The 17,191-nt window shown below is 55.6% G+C and carries 12 protein-coding genes; 5 read left to right on the plus strand and 7 right to left on the minus strand.

Going from position 1 to position 17,191, the window contains the following annotated elements; translation table 11 throughout:
- Window positions 1-110 precede the first annotated feature (110 nt).
- The 3 genes from RIB44_17020 to RIB44_17030 are packed head-to-tail and all read right to left on the minus strand — an operon-like array spanning window position 111 to window position 3,278.
- The gene (locus RIB44_17020) at window positions 111-1,760 is read right to left on the minus strand and encodes a choice-of-anchor L domain-containing protein (GenBank protein MEQ8618275.1); all 1,650 of its coding nucleotides are present in this window, start codon (window positions 1,758-1,760) and stop codon (window positions 111-113) included.
- Window positions 1,744-2,496, minus strand: coding sequence for a hypothetical protein (locus RIB44_17025; protein MEQ8618276.1), 753 nt, complete (start codon window positions 2,494-2,496; stop codon window positions 1,744-1,746). The genes RIB44_17020 and RIB44_17025 overlap by 17 nt, the downstream gene beginning before the upstream one ends.
- 56 nt (window positions 2,497-2,552) lie before the next feature.
- On the minus strand, window positions 2,553-3,278 hold the full coding sequence (locus RIB44_17030; GenBank protein MEQ8618277.1) for a hypothetical protein: 726 nt from the start codon (window positions 3,276-3,278) through the stop codon (window positions 2,553-2,555).
- Between the two features lie 371 nt (window positions 3,279-3,649).
- Between RIB44_17030 and RIB44_17035 the strand changes: the two genes are divergently transcribed.
- The gene (locus RIB44_17035; protein MEQ8618278.1) at window positions 3,650-4,894 is read left to right on the plus strand and encodes a glycosyltransferase family 61 protein; all 1,245 of its coding nucleotides are present in this window, start codon (window positions 3,650-3,652) and stop codon (window positions 4,892-4,894) included.
- Between the two features lie 167 nt (window positions 4,895-5,061).
- Window positions 5,062-6,963: a hypothetical protein gene (locus tag RIB44_17040; GenBank protein MEQ8618279.1), complete on the plus strand. Its 1,902-nt coding sequence runs from the start codon at window positions 5,062-5,064 to the stop codon at window positions 6,961-6,963.
- Between the two features lie 497 nt (window positions 6,964-7,460).
- Here RIB44_17040 and RIB44_17045 read toward each other — a convergent pair whose 3' ends face one another.
- Window positions 7,461-8,726: an MFS transporter gene (locus RIB44_17045; protein ID MEQ8618280.1), complete on the minus strand. Its 1,266-nt coding sequence runs from the start codon at window positions 8,724-8,726 to the stop codon at window positions 7,461-7,463.
- 238 nt (window positions 8,727-8,964) lie between these two features.
- Between RIB44_17045 and RIB44_17050 the strand changes: the two genes are divergently transcribed.
- On the plus strand, window positions 8,965-9,861 hold the full coding sequence (locus tag RIB44_17050; GenBank protein MEQ8618281.1) for a PEP-CTERM sorting domain-containing protein: 897 nt from the start codon (window positions 8,965-8,967) through the stop codon (window positions 9,859-9,861).
- Window positions 9,862-10,024: 163 nt separating this feature from the next.
- Here RIB44_17050 and glgC read toward each other — a convergent pair whose 3' ends face one another.
- The gene (gene glgC, locus RIB44_17055) at window positions 10,025-11,302 is read right to left on the minus strand and encodes a glucose-1-phosphate adenylyltransferase (protein MEQ8618282.1); all 1,278 of its coding nucleotides are present in this window, start codon (window positions 11,300-11,302) and stop codon (window positions 10,025-10,027) included.
- A 340-nt stretch (window positions 11,303-11,642) separates the two neighbouring features.
- On the opposite strand from glgC, the gene RIB44_17060 reads away from it, so the two are divergent.
- Window positions 11,643-11,855: a hypothetical protein gene (locus RIB44_17060; GenBank protein ID MEQ8618283.1), complete on the plus strand. Its 213-nt coding sequence runs from the start codon at window positions 11,643-11,645 to the stop codon at window positions 11,853-11,855.
- 110 nt (window positions 11,856-11,965) lie between these two features.
- On the opposite strand, the gene RIB44_17065 is transcribed toward RIB44_17060, so the two are convergent.
- Complete coding sequence (locus tag RIB44_17065) at window positions 11,966-13,036, minus strand: glycosyltransferase (protein MEQ8618284.1); 1,071 nt, start codon at window positions 13,034-13,036, stop codon at window positions 11,966-11,968.
- A gap of 148 nt (window positions 13,037-13,184) precedes the next feature.
- Between RIB44_17065 and RIB44_17070 the strand changes: the two genes are divergently transcribed.
- Window positions 13,185-13,925 (plus strand): alpha/beta hydrolase-fold protein, encoded by a 741-nt coding sequence (locus tag RIB44_17070; GenBank protein ID MEQ8618285.1) that lies wholly within the window; start codon window positions 13,185-13,187, stop codon window positions 13,923-13,925.
- Between the two features lie 26 nt (window positions 13,926-13,951).
- Here the strand turns inward: RIB44_17070 and RIB44_17075 are convergent, their stop codons facing one another.
- The gene (locus RIB44_17075; GenBank protein MEQ8618286.1) at window positions 13,952-17,158 is read right to left on the minus strand and encodes a hypothetical protein; all 3,207 of its coding nucleotides are present in this window, start codon (window positions 17,156-17,158) and stop codon (window positions 13,952-13,954) included.
- Window positions 17,159-17,191 lie beyond the last annotated feature (33 nt).

Here is a 17,191-nt window from a genome sequence, read left to right on the forward strand (position 1 = left end):
ATAGAGGTGCGACGACCCTAGAGCAGCGGATGGCACACGTGCAATCCTATGAACGGGAGTGTCGTGAAACAACGACGATGAATTCGCACCCGGCGATTCGAAGTGGGTGACTACTCTAACGATTTGAAGTAATCGCGCCAGAGGATCACATCGTCGCGATCGACATCCCCGTCGCCATCTTTGTCGGCTGAAGGAAGCTGCGAGCTGGGTGTTGCCGCGGCAGTTGGGCTGCCCGATGACGGAGCCGCTTGGGATGACCCGCTTCCCCCGCCCCCGCTGACCGCTTGCTGTGTGCCGTTGCAACCACACAACCCTGAAGGGGTTCCGCCGAACTCCTGATTGTAAATCGCGAGATCGTTCGCATCGACATCGCCATCGTCGTCGGCGTCTCCCTCGGCGCGCGAAGCACACTGTGCAAGGCCATTATTGTCTTGCCAGATCAGGAAGTCGTCGCCATCGACCGTGCCATCGCGATTGAAATCGGCACAGAATAGCTTGTTGCCACCGGTCTGATTGAAATTGGCCAGCACAATATCCAGATCGTCGCCGTCGATTGCCCCGTCCCCATTGGCGTCGCCATCGGTGAACTTTGGATTTGGTGGGGAATTGTTGAAATTAAAGAGCAGAATCGAAAGATCATCACCGTCGACATCGCCATCGAGGTCGAAGTCGGCGGCTAGGAAGTCGTAGAGTTTGAGGCTGTTTTCTTCAAGGAAGACGGCTGCGTCGACTCGCTGGTCGACAACATCTTGAACCACAATCTTGACGGTATAAGTGCCGGGAGGAAGCACGTGGCAAGTCTCGCGTGTTAGCTTCCGAGTAAAGCCCCCTAGCTCGATATTGTAGTTATCGGCCGAAGGAATCGCATGCAAATTAGGAAGCGGTCCTTCCACTGGATCAACATAGGCTTGAGTGAGGATCGCTGGACTCGGCGCTGTGTCGTTGTTCACGAAAAGTTCCGGGCAGGCACTTATTTCGAACAGGTCGAAAGGAGAATCCACACCATTGACGATTGTCGTAGCAATGTTTACACCGTCGACGATGATTGCGACTGAATCGTTAAACGCGAATTCGGGGTTCACATAATATGGATATTCATCCGAACCGAACACAAAACTAATCCGCAAGAATCCAGGTTGGACAATCTCCACGTCGAACTGCAGTACGGTGGGGTCGCCGCCGCCTGGATTGGCCAATGGGAAGGCCAAGTCTTCAAAGTCCTGGTCAACAAAAGCAGAAGCAAACAGTGACGTTGACACCTCGCCTGTATGGTTTTCCAAATTGGGTTGATTTCCGATCACTCCTTCACCGTCGCCATTATTGGGTCCTTCCATTCCGAATCCGAGATTAGGGCCAGCAGTTGCTAAAGAGTCGCTGACCAAGCCCGTGCAGAGACAAACTCCGGTATCAATGTCAATCCCTCCCGCATAAGTTTCACTTGGGCCCCCATTGGTATTTGGCAAAGGAGTACCGGCAGCAGTAATACCATTGACGAAGGTTCCCATCGCTCGATCATCGCTGCTCGGATTCCCTTGACCGGGGTTATTGGGATTCCCTTGAGCGGGGTTATTGATCGTCGTGACGGCAGAACTGGCGACGACTAAGACTCCACCGGAAGTATCGGCAATATTCTCAGCTAATTGCTGTGGCGTCGGACCAACTCCAGAGCTTGGTGTGATATCGATCGCGTTAGCCTTCAAGGCAGATGCGAACAAAACAAAGGTTGTTGCCGCAAATAGGCAATTAGTTTTGGTGATCATCAATGCGATCCCTCCTTCGTAGTATGGATGCTTGTAAGCCAAAAAACACACTGCTTGCAATGCTCCACAGGACAAGGCTTGACGGCTCGGGGATCCGCCCGACGCGAATACGGTCGATCTCGACGGTCCAACCTTGTTCGAGTATGCCGTTGACCGTGCCGTTGCCATTAATGCCAACGAATAAGAATTCTACAGCGTTGAATTCGGTGGTTCCGAGACCGCCACCCCGCGGTCGAAATGAATCAAAGGGAATGGATAGCGATCGGGAAACTCGCACATCCACATTGATCAAGGCTTCGAAAAAAAGACCGCGATCTTCCACGAGCAGATAGATAAATGGTGGCGGAGTTGGTCCTGTGACTGAGGCAACATCAATAATTACTGCCTTGTTCTCTCCGTGCTCCGTGAAATCGACTGGACTTTCGTTGAATCTGTAAGTGGCACTCAATCTGGCCAATCCCAACCCGTCAGAGCTTGAGGACTCGCTTCTCTCAGCAGTCAAGTGCGAAGGGCGTGTTGTACTACTATCAAGCTTGGCAAAAGGATTAGTGAATACATCGAATATGGCTAGAGTCCTCGCCGCGTTCTGGTCCCCAACATTCAATGTTTCAATCAAATCGCCTTCCATCTCTGGACTAACCACTTCCGCCGGATCATCAAAGTCATCCAGAATAAACGCCCCTTGCGCATCGGAAATGAAACAGAAGACCAGTAGGCTGGCGGGAATGATTCGCATGGTGTTTACTCGGGTTTGGTGTTACTTCTACCCTAATCGTTTTTTTTTTGCGTTTGTCAAACAATTGCTGGAACGCACAGGCAGCGTCGGGTTGAGAGCCTTGCTGTCGCGAGGCTGGCAAGCAGGAACGTGCTGGGCTCGGGAATCCGACCGACGCGAATACGGTCGATCTCGACGGTCCAACCTTGTTCGAGGATGCCGTTGATCGTGCCGTTGCCTGTTACAGAAAAGGAAATGCGTGCCACATTCTCAAAACTTGTTGTGCCTGAACCACCGGCTCGAGTACGAAATTGGTCGAACGGGAGAACCACAGTGCTGGGTGTTTGGATATTGCTTAGCGAGAAGAATATCTCGTAGAAGTCGCCTTCGTCCTCCGCGAATCCGTAGAGAATTGGCGGGAGTGTTGGTCCAAAGACTTGCGTAACATCAATGAGGAACGCATCATTTTGGCCGCCTTGGGTAAAATCCTGGGGCTCTTGACCAAACCGATAGATCGTACTCAGCCGTGCTAACCCCAATCCCTCCGATGGATCCGCACTCGATCTAATCGCTGTGAAACGTGATTCACGTGTTAGGTTCGAATCAATCCTAGCAACGGGTGTTGTGAACACATCGAAAAATGAAAGGGTACGCTCTGCTGACAAATCGCCTACCCCCGCGGTCACCGTCGGCTCACCTTCCTGAATTACCATCGCAGGATCGTCAAAGTCATCCAGAATAAACGCGGCTTGCACATCGGAAATGAAACAGAATACCAGTAGGCTGGCGGGAATGATTCGCATGGTGTTTGCTCGGGTTTGGTGATACTTCTACCCCAATCGTTTCTTTTTACGGTTGTCAAACAATTGCTGGAACGCACAGGCAGCGTCGGGTTGAGAGCCTCACTGTTGCGAGGCTGGCAACGAATGCAGGGTTGGCTCAGCAATCTTGCCAATCAAAAAAAGACCTCAATCGACTACTCCCGGAAAGCCAAGCGGCTTTGCGGTAAGCAGCGGATTGAGGTCTTTACGTTAGTTCTAGTCGATTCTGGTTAAGAGGTAACTCGGACGCTGGTATGAAGCTATTCTAGCAGTGGTGATCGTCGAGTGCAAAAACGCTAGCGTTTCTCCTTTTCCCTTGGCAGAAGCCGCCAAATCGAGTAATTGTCCCACTCATGTATACCCTCTTGGACCATCAATCTTCTCTCGACCCACATCTGCAGGCTTCTCTCTGGAAGGTTGGCAAGTACCTGCTGCCGCGCGATCTTCGCAAACTGTATCAAGAAACTTCGACGGTCCCAAAGAAACTGATCTCTGTCAATGAACTGGCCAACGATGATTCCAGCCGATGCGAGTTGATAACGGTAGGAACTGCCGAGGCTCTTGCCCCCTATGAGTTTCCTTGCTCTAGCTCAGGCACGATCGAACAGCAATTCTTAAATGGACGCATCGCACCACCAGCCTGGGTTGCGCGATTGGAGAACGGACACTCCGTTGGTAGGCATTGCTTGGCGATGACTGCTGACGGAACAGCGCTCCGCGAGACCGGCTTCAATCTTGACATGCAGCTCGACCCCAGCCGCCTGCGATATGGGCGTCACAACCTGCGGCGGCGACGGTTCCGTCGTGAAGGGGACCTGTCCCAACGGCGAGCGCTGCCAGCCGTCGAGCGCATCCGCGGCACCGTGGCAACGCTCAACACCGTGAGCAGCCATAACTTCTACCACTGGATGGTCGACATCCTACCGCGTTGGGCTACGCTGCATCGCGCTGGTTTCGAAGCCGACTATTATTTAATCGATTGCCAATCACAATTCCAACGACGTGTCCTACAGTCGCTGGGAATTCGCGAAGAGCAATTGATTCAGCCGCACTGTGGATTGAACTTGCAAGCGGACGAACTGCTTGTCCCCTCCAAACCTTCGCCGGAATGCCAGCGCACACTCGCCCAAGAGTTATGTGAGCGACTGGTTGGCCACCAGCAGAACAATGCGAAAAGGCGGATCTTCATCAGCCGTCGCAATGCGGCCACGCGACGACTGGCAAACGAGCAAGACGTCGAGAAGCTGCTCACGTTGCAAGGCTTTGAAACGCACCTCTTTGAAGAGTATGACTTGGCAACTCAATGCCGCCTTGTGAACGAAGCGGAAGTGATCGTCGCCACCCACGGAGCGGGGCTTGCTAACTTGCAGTTTGCACGGCCCGGCACGCGAGTGATCGAAATCATCCCCGCAGGAAGATACAACGCCACCTGCTATCCGACGATGAGCCGCGTGTTTGGCTTGAGTCATCGGATCCTGTTTGCCGAGCGGGCGCGCTGGAAGCAGATCCTTACGGTCTCGCTCGAGGATCTTTCTTTGGCAGTCGGAGCGGCTCATAAGACCAGCAGCATCAGGCTCCAAGCCGCTGCCGCTGCTTAGACTGCTAACGGCTACCGGAACTTTTCGCGTAGTTCGACTATCCTCGATCCCCCGGCGACCTGTTAGGTCGCGGCTACTCATCTCGTGAACGTTGCGTGACGCGAACTGTCGAAGCGAATAGAATAGAAGCTCGCTGAACCAGCCATCCCTCGTCGGTAGCGAGAGTTATGCTTCGAGCTTCATCAAAACGCGTTTACGATTCCTTTTCATCTGCCAGCTACTTCGCTCTGGCCTTCTTCTTGCTTTTTCCCGCGCGCTCACTAGCGCAGGAGAGTGGCGGCTTAGGTAGCGGGTTTGACCTGACCATCCGTGAGCAGCCGAAAGAGGAAAGAGCGAATCAGGAGGAACCGCAAAAACGATCCGAAAAGAGTTCCGGTCTCGGAAGCACATTCTCTACAGAAGTGAAGCCGCAACATGGCCTGGACCAACTCATCGAGCTCTACAAGAAACGCAAGCTCTTCACCGCCCGCAGTTACGAAGAAATACGCGGCATCTTTGCTGAACGATTCCGACAATCCCACGAAAAGCTGATCCAAGAACACTTAAGCGAGTCAACGCGTGCTTGGTTGGCTGAGAACAGTGACATCGCTGAAGAATTTTTTACCGCGATCGATCAAGAACATGACGATATCGCGAAAGTTCTGCAGCTTTTCGACCAACTCTACACGAAGCATCCCGAACAAGTGGCGGAGCATCCGAACTTGGCGATTGCTGTCGCCCTAGTTTGGGACAAGCCGCGCGGGGCTGTTTATACCTATGCTCATCACCAACGCCGTGCGAAGGCCGAGATGCCTGCCGATCTTGTCAGCTCGTTGGAGAACTTCCAGCACTTGGTGGGCTCCAACAGCGGGAAGTTCTTGCCTTGGGAGTTTCTCGTCTATGCGGTGAATCATCCAACGCCGTTGAAAGAACGCCAATGGGCAGTCGCCAACTACGCGCATCGCACGGGCAATTTCGGTAAGAGTTACCAAGACGTTCCCTACGACTACACGATGCTCAAGAGCGGCTCCGAGGTTGCTAAACTCAACGGGCAAGTCTACGACCTCCCGAGTATCCGCCAGTACGGGGGAGTGTGTGCCCATCAAGCGGACTTTGCGAGCCGTGTAGGAAAGAGCCTGGGGATCCCGGCGGCTTATGTGCGAGGCGAGAATGTCTACAACGACTACCATGCCTGGCTCTGTTGGGTCGAGTTGACCGCACCGCCGACAGCAGATCGTATCGCCTTCGCCTTAAAGTCCTCGGGACGCTACCGTGGCGATAAGTATTACGTCGGCGAGCTGAACGATCCGCACACCGGCGAGAAAATCACCGATCGCGAGATGGAACGCCAGCTCCAAACCGCGGGACTCGACGCCGAGGCGAAACGACAAGCCGATATGGTGATAGCGGCTTTCGAGGAGATCACCCGCGAGTTGGAACTCTCTCCCCGCGATCAGTTGCAATACCTGATGAAGATCACTCGCCTCTGCCCAGGCAATACCGAAGCTTGGCGAGCAATGGCGGCCATGAGCGCCGGCGGCACGATCGACGAGAAGAATAAGAAGCTCATGCGTAAGCAGCTCGACGTCCTGTTCCGCACGTTCGCCAATGTTCCAGACTTCACGTGGGAAGTGTTCGAAGATTTTATCGCTTATGAACAAGACCCTAAACGACGAATCAAAGCTTACGACCAGTTGACTGCCGTTTATGTTTCTGCCGACCGACCCGATCTGGCTTCGCTGGCACGGCTCAAGCAGGCGGAACTGTTCGTCGAGATTGACGAACCGATCGAAGCCGCCAAATCACTCGCGGCCACGACCGCAGCGGTCGCCAAAGATGGCCGCTACGCGCCCAAGATGCTCAAGCGAATGCGCGAAATCGCTGAGCCGATCGAAAGGGGCCCGGAGTTCATCGATAGCTTCTGGCCGCGGTATCTAGCGGCGATTCCACCTCGTCGTGGAAGCGAGCTCAGCAAGTACTTCGTGAAGATGCACGAGGACGCGATCACCTGGTACAAAAAGCGCGACAACGCCGACGCGGTGCGGCAGATTCAGATGCGGTTGGAGGCGGTTAGGAGTGGGCGGGGGTAGAGATTTGATGAATCGACGAAACGGGTCTGTTGCCAACATTGGCCGAAGGCCAAATTCATCGTAGACCAGGGCAACGAATGAGCCCTACCCCGAAGGGGTTTCATCCCATAGCCCAGGGTTGGTCAACGGCGAGCCCCAGCGAGCTTTGAACTACCCTGGGGACGTATGCAAATACCAACGGGCGACCGAGCAACAAGGCCTGACAACCGGCGGCACAATGGCGAGGTCGCAACAGGCCGAGGCTAACCTTACCGGTTTCGACCTCGATGACGTTTTTCGGTACTCATAACTTCTTTCTCGGTCGATCCTTGTTTATTACTCTTACCCAGGGTAGGCCCACACTCGCTGTTGCTCGCGATGGGCCAACCCTGGGCTATGGGATGAAACCGCTTCGCGGTAGCTGTTTGAATTCGTGCTTCAATGACAGGGCGTTGCCCTAGGCTACGGTGATCGAGGCCTTCGGCCATGTCAAACGAAATGGCATAGGAGATACCTTCTCACCGTTCCACACGCCCCAGCATCAATGATGCCACTGCACCTAATAACGATAACCCGCCTAGAAACCAAAAAATCTGTTCGTAGCCGACAATCACCTCGCCCGCATCGCGAGCGCTCTTCACTAAGTGCCCGCAGAGTTTGGGCATGAAAATTTCCGGCAAAAAGCCGACGAAGCAAATCACGCCGACGGCAGTGCCAGTGAGTTCTCGCGGCATGCCGGTCGATTCTAGCGGGGCGAAATAAATACCACGCAGGCCGAACATCGCCAGGCAACTCATCGCCAAGGTGGCGAGCATCAGCCCCACGGGCAAGCCCTCCGGCACCGTGAGAAACTCCGCGTACACGACCAGCAACAGGGCGAAGCAAATGGCAAGCGTTCGCCCAACACCAAACACCTTGTCAGCAACCCAGCCGGCTAATAGTGCTGCGCCGAAGCGGATGTAAGTAAGTAGTGACGTCGCATAGGCAGATTCGGTCTGGGAGTAGCCGTAAGCATCTTCAAGGTAGTGTCCGTAGTAGTCGAAACCTCGGAACACACTATAGGCAGCCAAGATGACAATCGCCTGCAGCCATGTGGTGCCGCGCGACAACACGGCAAGGATCCGTTCGAGTAAGGGTTGCTGCGGGACCGCTTTCTGCGGCTCTTCTTTCTCGTCAGGGAGCTCACGAATAAACAACATGACGCACCCGGCAGCCAAGACCGCAACGACAGCATAGAACCATAGTAAGTACCGCAGTGTTTGCTGGGCGTCGCTCACGGTTTCGCACGTGCAGTAGTTGAAGATTGCTGAGGCAACGCTGGCCACCAGAGCGGCTGCTAGGCCACGCCCCGCATCGAGAACGCCGAAGGCTCGCCCCTGTGTCTTGCTGCCACCCCATTCACGCGTGGCACGAATCAGCGGCGACCAAAACAGCAACACCGTCGAAGCGCCCCAGAAGGCGTAAAGCCAGTAAAGACCCGCAAACGACGGGAACGTCCCCATGTACACAGCGCCTGCCGCCGTCGCAATCAGTGAGAACGAAAGTAACTTGCTCGGCGAAACCCGATCCGCGACAGGTCCACCGAGGAAATAACAAACCATCGCCACGATACCGTAAACGGCAAACAGGTTGCCCAGTTGCGATTCATCAATGCCCCATGCCTCGAGCATGCTGCTCTTGAAGTAGCGATTCAAATGAAACGGCGGAATATAAACCGCCTCACCCGCGAGGATGAGTGAAAGCATCGCGAGGATGCGGTGGCGGGTTGTGGGTTGGTTAGTCAAGGTACTTGAATAGTCGCAGATACAGTAAAACCACGCTCCGCGTGGTTCGTCCCAGAGGAGAGTTCCAAGCTAGAAACCGTGAACGAACTCATTGTCGTTGTCAGTACGAGGCAACAAAGCAATGTGTAACCACGCGGAGCGTGGTTTTACGATGCTAGCAAACGACTGCTCTTGCCTAAGTTTCTAACAGAAACGACCATGTGGCGAAACAACGCCCTAGGTTTCTTGAGGAATCGAAATGCCGTTTCGCACTCTGCTGTTGGCTGTCATCACGCTCGCAATCTTCTCCGCTCCAACGCACGCTGCGCTCGTCGAGCGTGATTTTCTCGTGCCCGGCGATGGGTTGCTGATTTACGATACGGTGAATCGAAGGGAGTGGTTGGATTTGGCGGTGACGGAGAGAGTCGACTTGACTGGACTCGCGGCGGCATTGGCTCCAGGTGCGCCTTTGGAAGGGTTCACGGTCGCCACGCTTGCAGATGTCTCCCTAATTGCAAACTCCGCAGGTGTAAATTGGGTCGACGAGGATCCTGGAGTAAAGGCGTCCTACGAGCCTGCTAATCGTTGGATGGACAAGCTAGAGGACTCGCATGGTGATGTGTTAAGTCACTTTCGTGAGAAACTGCATCTCACTGAAACAGGAGGGTTTGACTACCGTCTTCATGATCATTGGTTCGGAGATGACATCGATGGCGATGGCAATTATCCGCCCACTGGATTCCAGGGACGAGACCCCGGACGAGTTCCAGATTTAATTGGAGGAATCATAATTGATTTCGACGATCTCGTATGGCTTCCCTATCCCAAGGAATTGTATTTCGCTCAAGATACCGCAGGTAATACTATAGTTGAATCACGACCCAAAAACGGGTTACGGATTAGTTACGGTTTAGCTCGAAATGCGGACCTTTCTGGACAGGAATTGACTCTTGACAATGCCTCCATCGTATATTTATCAACTCAGCAGAAGTTTTCAGCGCCAGGAGTTGGGGGAATTAGCGCCACTACTGCCTTCACGCCCTCCGAGTTAATTGGCCCCTACTGGCTCACCCGCGTCGCCGTGCCTGAACCTAGTGCTCTCGTTCTACTGCTTTCTTCGAGCTTCGTCATCGTCACGCGACGCAAGCGTTCTTGAAGCTTCTCCGGCGAGCTGTTAGCTCGCGGCTGCCTACGTAACACCAGGCTCCGTGTGGTTAGCGATTTCTCTAACGCTGCCTTTCGATAACGGCACTGGTGTTGTTGCTTGATACTGCTTTGTTGCGCTACTGGTGATGCTAACCACGCGGAGCGTGGTTTTACTATCTCGAGAACAACGCACTCGCGTCAGCGATCATTGGGATCACCACGAGCCCGCTTTCGGTGACCGTGAAACCACGGCGGCGGTCGGCTTCGAGATCGACGCCGACTTTTGCTCCTGCGGGGAGGTCAACGTTTTTGTCAATGATCGCGCGGCGGATGATGCTGTCGGGGCCGATGCGGACGCCGTTCATGAGGATCGAGTCGCTCACTTCGGCGCGTTCTTCCACGCGGCATTTCGGGCCAAGGATACTGCGGGTGACTTTCGCGCCGGAGATAATCGTCCCTGCGGCGACGATACTGTCGTGCGCTTCGCCGCGACGGCCTTCGTCTTCGTCGAACACGAACTTCGGCGGCGGGAGGTTCGGCTGGTCGGTGCGGACCGGCCAATGGTAGTCGTACATATTGAGCAGCGGCTCAACGCCGGTGAGTTCGATGTTCGCTTCGTAGAACGCATCAAGCGTGCCCACGTCCCGCCAGTAGGCTTGCTGCTTGCTGTTTTCGTCCTGGAATGGGAAAGCGACCACTTTCTGGGTGTCGATGATCGACGGGATGATATTTTTGCCAAAGTCGTGCGAGCTATCGGGAAGTGTTGCATCCTGGCAAAGCTGCTCGAACAGGAACGGCGCGTTGAAAACGTAAATACCCATCGACGCGAGGCAATGCTCGTCGTCGCCGGGGACCGTCTTCGGGTTCTCCGGCTTCTCTTCAAACCCAACAATGCGACCGGTCTCGTCGGTTTGCATCACGCCAAACGCACGCGCCTCGGGCACGGTCACCTGTAAGGCAGCAATCGTCAGATCGGCCTCTTGCTCGATGTGATGGGCGACCATTTTGCTGTAGTCCATCTTATAGATGTGGTCGCCGGCGAGGATCACCACATGCTCGGGCTTCTCCTGTTCGAGCGTGTAGATGTTTTGATAAACGGCGTCCGCGGTGCCCTGGTACCACTGCTCGTCGATCCGCTGCTGCGGGGGCACAACATCGATGAATTCACCTAGCTCGCGACAGAGCAAATGCCGCCAGCCGTGGGCGACGTGGCGGGAGAGGCTCATCGCCTTGTACTGCGTGAGGACAAGGATTTTGCGGATGCCGCTGTTGAGGCAGTTGGAGAGCGTGAAATCAACAATGCGGTAAGTCCCACCGAAGGGGACCGCGGGCTTCGCGCGATCTCGGGTGAGGGGCTCCAAGCGCGAGCCTTTACCGCCAGCTAGAACTACCGCAAGAACATCCTTCATCGTTGTGTCTTCCTTTGTGCTTCCCTGACCACTGAACGCAATATTCTAAGGGAATTTGAGGTTGAGCGTAACAGCATCCAGAGCCGTCAAGCGTAAGCTGTCGGGTTAAAGCGTGAGAGGGTCGGGAGCGTTTTTGAGAGTGCAGCCCGACGGCTGACGCCTGTCGGCTCTTGGCTCTTCGCGAACAATTCTCCTTGGCTTCACGAAATCTCCACACGGTTTTCCTAGATTCACAGCCATCAGTTGAAGCCGCCTGTCCGGGGCTGCGGTCAAGTGCCGCGAGAAGATACCCGCCTGAACACTCTTGCCGCACGTCGCAGCCCCGGTTCTTTCATTTCAAACTCTTGGATTTGGACCGTCATCTAAGGAAGGACGCTTTCGTATGCGAGGCAATCAACCGGGTTATCTTCCCACGCCAGCCAATATCGCTACCGAATGTGCTCGGATCCGAGCGACATGGAGCGACGCGGAAAGAAACCGCCGTCTTGTGGGAGTCTCTCAAGACCAAGTCAGTACACGCTGGCAGCCGCCGGAGATCGCCACGTCGAACTGCATGGCACGTGTGCGGAGTACCGTGTTGAGCTTGGCGATGTAAGAGCTGTCGAGGATTTCCCTTGCTACCTTCCGAGCCGTCAAGCGTTAGCTGTCGGGTTAAAGCGTGAGAGAGTGCAACCCGACGGCTTACGCCTGACGGCTCTCGGGAGATTATTTGTAAAGCTGAAGCAATGAGGCAATCGTAGCTTGTAGGGAATGATGCTCTGCGACGTTCTTTGCGGCCGCTTCTGCTAACTTCTGCCGCAGGTCTGCGTCCTCCAAAAATTCATTCGTCGCCTTTGTGAACTTTGCCCTGTCTATGATGGGTGCTAATCGGCCAGTTTCGCCTTCTCTGATCACTGCTTGATGAGCAGGTATCTCGTTTGCCACGATCGCTCGCCCGGCGGCCATCGCTTCGAGCAAGGCAATCGGCGTCGTGCGACTAAGGCTCGGTTGCCAAAAGACATCCGCGGCGGCGATAAGTTTCGTCGCATTTTCTCTTTCGCCGAGAAAGTAAATGCTCGATGCATCACTCACCAAGCGTGCGTGACGTTCGAGACGTGCGCGGTCGGAGCCGTCTCCCACAATCACCAATCGTGCCTTTGGGTGAAGAACTCGCACGAGCTCGTAACACCAAATGGCTTCGTCGAGTTTTTTGTCGCGCAAGAGCGGTCCGGCTGCGACAATCAATTCGGTTTCTTCTGGAAGTTGCAGTTCTTTGAGAAGGTCCTGTCGCGCTGATTGGGAATCAAGTTCGTGCGGTATTGCCACCGCAGGAGTGACCTCATGAATCTTTTCGCGAGCAATATCCTGCTCTTCACACCACGTTTGATGAGGTTCATCGGGAACCACGACCGCTGCTAGTTTATTTCGGAGTGCGTGAATTAACTTCGCAGCCCACGGCTGTTCTAGGTCGGTCGCCTGGATGGAGTAAATCAATTGCGTCGCACGTCGTGTCGTGAGCTTTGCCTTCATTAGAGCCGTGACATCCCAAACGTGGACTGCACTAGGACGTTGTCCTCGAATGTGCTTCGCGAGTCGTCCTAATGCGAGAAAATCCCAGCCGCCACGGATGATAATGACTCGGACTTCTACGCCGGATTTGTTGAGCTCCTCGACGACCTGCGAATCGGCTTCGAAAGCGATGATTTTATGCTGCGCGGGATTCTGTCTCGCAACCGCACGCAGAAGGTAGGAACCGCCATAGCGATCTAGTTGCGAGATGACGTGGAGGACTGGCATAAGAGGAAATCTATCGCTGTGGCGGAGGAATCGCTACTGGTTACCGGCGGACATTCAAGCTAGCCGCGACCTAACAGGTCGCCGGGGCCGTGCCATTCAATCCCCGGCGACCTGTTAGGTCGCGGCTGTTCTCGGTAATCTAGCTCCTATGGGAGCATGGAACGAATTCGAAATCGCCGGACACGCTTGTGAGGCTTACACGCCCGCAAAACTGAGCAAACATCCCGGGGCAGTGATCTACCTGCACGATCGCGAGCAAACAAGCCTGCTCGAAAAGGAAACTTTTCTCCAAGAATTTGATCGCCACGGGCTACGTGTCCTTTGCCCCCAAACAGGCCAAAGCTGGTGGGCGGATCGGATACACCGTGACTTTGATCCGGAACTGAGCGCCGAACGATTTGTTCTCGACAAGGTCATGCCGTGGCTAGCCGCCAATTGGCAGGTCGAGCCGCCACAGGTTGCACTCCTCGGCTGCGAGATGGGGGGGCAAGGAGCGTTGCGGATTTCGTATAAGCATCCGAACGTGTTTCCTATTGTCGCGGCGATCGCGCCGGCTCTCGATTATCAGATTTATGTTGAAGACCGAGATCCCGCGCTCACACGCATGTACCAAGAAGTCGAAACCGCGCGACAAGATACGGCGACGCTGCACATCCATCCGCTCAACTGGCCGCGGAACCAGTGGTTCTGTGCCGACCCGAACGACTTCTACTGGCACGACTCGGCGGAACGCCTGCGGATGAAGTTGTATTCGCTGGGCGTGCCCTACGAAGGCGACTTTGAAACAGCCGCGGAGAATACGGGGTGGCCTTACTATGTGAAAATGGTTGGCCCAGCGATGAACTTTATTTCCGAGCGGTTGGACGCGGAGCGGCGACGGGTGGTATGAAGTGATTGCGGCTAAGCGGCGAGCCGCTAACGCCCTCGATTGAATTTATCGAAGTCCAATTGCAAACCGCTTCCCTTGATACCGGTGCCTTTCATTTCTCCGGTGTTAGTCCAATACTGCAGCTTCTTGGCGGTGCTTTCGTTGACTGGTGCACCAACGAATTCCTGGTGAGCGATCGTCACTGGGTTGCCTTCGAGAACGAACAGCGTCTTCGCTTGGTCGTAGGTGGCCCGATTCGCGCGGGCGTTGATCAGGCCGCGAGTCGGGTGTTGGGCTTCAAACGAAACGCGCCCCATTGCGGCCAATTCCAACGGCCCTAACTGCTGTCTTCCAACAGGACGACCACCTGGCGGGGCGAAAAGCCGACCGGTTGGGCTTTCGGCGACCTCCAACTCGTCGCAGTTGATCCAGACGGTGTTCTCACGCGGGCCATCGACGCCGGCCAGTGGTAGCTTCTGTTCCCAAGCGTCCACCGGTCCGTAGACGGTTCTGACATTGCCAACCAACTTGACCCGTTTCTGATGCAAGTTGCCTTGGACCTCGCGCGTGAAATCGGTCCTTAAGTAGCGAAGCCTCTGTCCCGAGCTGCTTTCCGCTTCCACATTGCCCGCCAAGCGTCCCAGTGAGCCCGACTTTTTGCTTAAGTGTGTGCTTTCGATTCGTCCCGGCCCTCTCCCGGCGATGGCTCCGGTGATCTGATTCACACTGAGCGATTGCACCTCGACCCGTTGGTGTGAAGTTAGCCCCGCGGCGTCGCGATCATCGAACTCTGCTAAGACGCCACCGGTACAGGAAAGCTCCGCGATCTCTGCTTTCCGATCGGCAGATGCTCCGTCGAAACTCACCGTGCTGGTCAAACGGGCGCCGAGCTGCTCTGTCTGAATCCAACCGCTGGGGTTTCGCACCCGCACATCGCCGCGGAAGGAAAGCAGATCGCCGTTGAGTTGCATCGACTGCTGCCAGGTGATGTGCGTGCGCTGCGGCTTGGCGAGCTTGCCACCATTGCCTACATCTATGCGACTCACGGGGCGATCCGAGAGCATCACCACTTCGCCCGGCGAATCGATCCGTGCGCGGCTGGAACCCCGATTGACGATCAACTCCGCCGCGCGAATCGTTGTGCCGCGAACGTCGATCTCCGCGGGAACGATCTTGCCGCGGTCGACGGGACGACCTTTAATGGCGATCCGTGCATCCGGCGTATCGGCTCCGGTGACTTCCAGGCTTCCGGCAGCAATTCGCATGGGGGATTCTTGCTGGGATTGATTCGCTCCCAGCGGATACTCCTGAAACAATACATTGCCTTCGACATGAATGTTTGCGACGTCTGGGCGGCGATCTCGCACGGCCACTTGCATTTCAAGCCGATTACCCACGACGCTATAGGAACGGCGGCCTTGCCGATTACCACGGTCGATCAGCGAGCGACTGCTACCGCCGGATTGGCTTGATGTTGTCGCGCTACTCGAAGCTGCGTTTCGATAGTCCATCCAGAGAGAGAGTTCATTGACTTTGCCGATGATCTCCGGCGATTGGATTTCGACGTGGCCGCTGGCGACCATGCGTTCGGGCAGAATGTTGATCTGCTTGTCATCGCGGTTCACGGAAGCAAACGCCGCGGCCACCTCTGGGCGAGTCAGGTCATTGTTCTCTAGCAGATAAACCTTCATTTCGTCGGCCCACAGACGCCCCATCGCCGGCATGTCGAGCTTTGGTCGGCCCTCAAGTGCCAGAACCGGCTTGCCTTTGATCCGCTTAAGCTGCATGGAACGCCGCCAGCTTACTTCTAACGGTTCGCCGGGGCGGTTCTTATCAACCACTGCGCGGAGCCAGCCCCGCCCCGCGGCTAGCAGATCGCCCACTTGGTGAGGCGAATCTTTGGGGGGCTGATGATACTGCACCATCGGAGCGTGGATTTCACTCCCGCCGTAGGAGAGTGTGACCTCATCGCCGCCATCGACGATGATTCCCCGTTGATCGAGTAACAAACGCAAACGTTCGCAACGTGCGGTTGCATTTCGCGACGGAGCGTTCAAGACGACGGGATGCCCCTTGGCCTCAATGGTTGCCGGTTGGAGTTTGCCCAACCGTTGCCCGGCGGTCACCTCACCCGACTTTTTCTCGACAGACAGAGCGCTCGACTCAGTGAAGTAAAGATTCACTTCGCTCGCCAAGAGTTGATCCAGCTTGCCGTCAGGATGCACTTGGCGAATCTGGACTCCACCGTGATCGGTGCGACCGGTTCCGCCCACTTCGTCGGGTTTGCCTCGGAAACTGGCGATGTAGTTGAGGAAATCAAAGGTGAACGGGCCGGTACTGCGAATCCTTACGGGGGGCACGGGCTGGCGTTTCTTCGGCGCGCGGCTCTTGGTTTGTAGCGGTTGATCGAGACCTTCGCCTGCGGCGCTACCCAAGGTGAGCGTTCCATTTCGTGGTCGACGAGGCTCGGCATCTTCCTCTGGTAAACTCGATTTCAACCAGTCCGACTGTTCAATCGCCAGATCGACGGAAACCTCGTTGGTAATCTCCAACATCTCAAACGGACCAAGTCGCGACCCCTTACGGCGATCGTCGCCGGGGGGAAGCATCGAGATGTTCAAACCCTTACCGCGAGCGTAATGCTTCCCCAGCCGTAGTTCGACCGCGGCGGGGGTGTTGATGCCGTCTTCATCAATGTTGATTTCGCGTGTGGTGATGAGCAGATCATCCTGAGAACCCGGCTCTTCCATATCGCTACGAATGGTGATCGGGCCGAGGAGCTTTCCTCGCTGAAACTTGCCCAGCGAAACGGATTTCGAACCGGCTGCGTTCTCATCGGTTCCTTGATCGAGATTGATGACGGCACCGCTGGGGGCTTCCAAGAGAATCGCATCCCGCGGAGCGACCTGCCCGAGCTGCCAGCCCTTGGGAAACGCAATGATCAGGCACTGATCAATCCGCAACTGCCCGTTGCGCGAGGGTTGACTGCCATTGGGAATATCGGCCACCACCATGACCTGCCCATTTTGAAACGTCTTGGGCGGCTCGCGCAATGCCCAATGGCCGGCGGGCAAGTAGCTGGCGAGCAACTCGCGATACTTATGCGGCGGTGTGCGAGGTGTCTCATAGGAAACGCTCTGTCGCCGTGAACCTCCCGCCGGCGCCACCCGCGGCACCACCGTCAGCGCGTAGACCTGGTAGCACACCGCCGTGATGGCGAAAGCAATGGCGGCATGGGTCAGGCGGGTGAGCATTGAGGGGGGAGGGGTTAGGGGCTAGAGGCGAGA

This window comes from Lacipirellulaceae bacterium (genome assembly GCA_040218535.1).
GTDB lineage: Bacteria > Planctomycetota > Planctomycetia > Pirellulales > Lacipirellulaceae > Adhaeretor.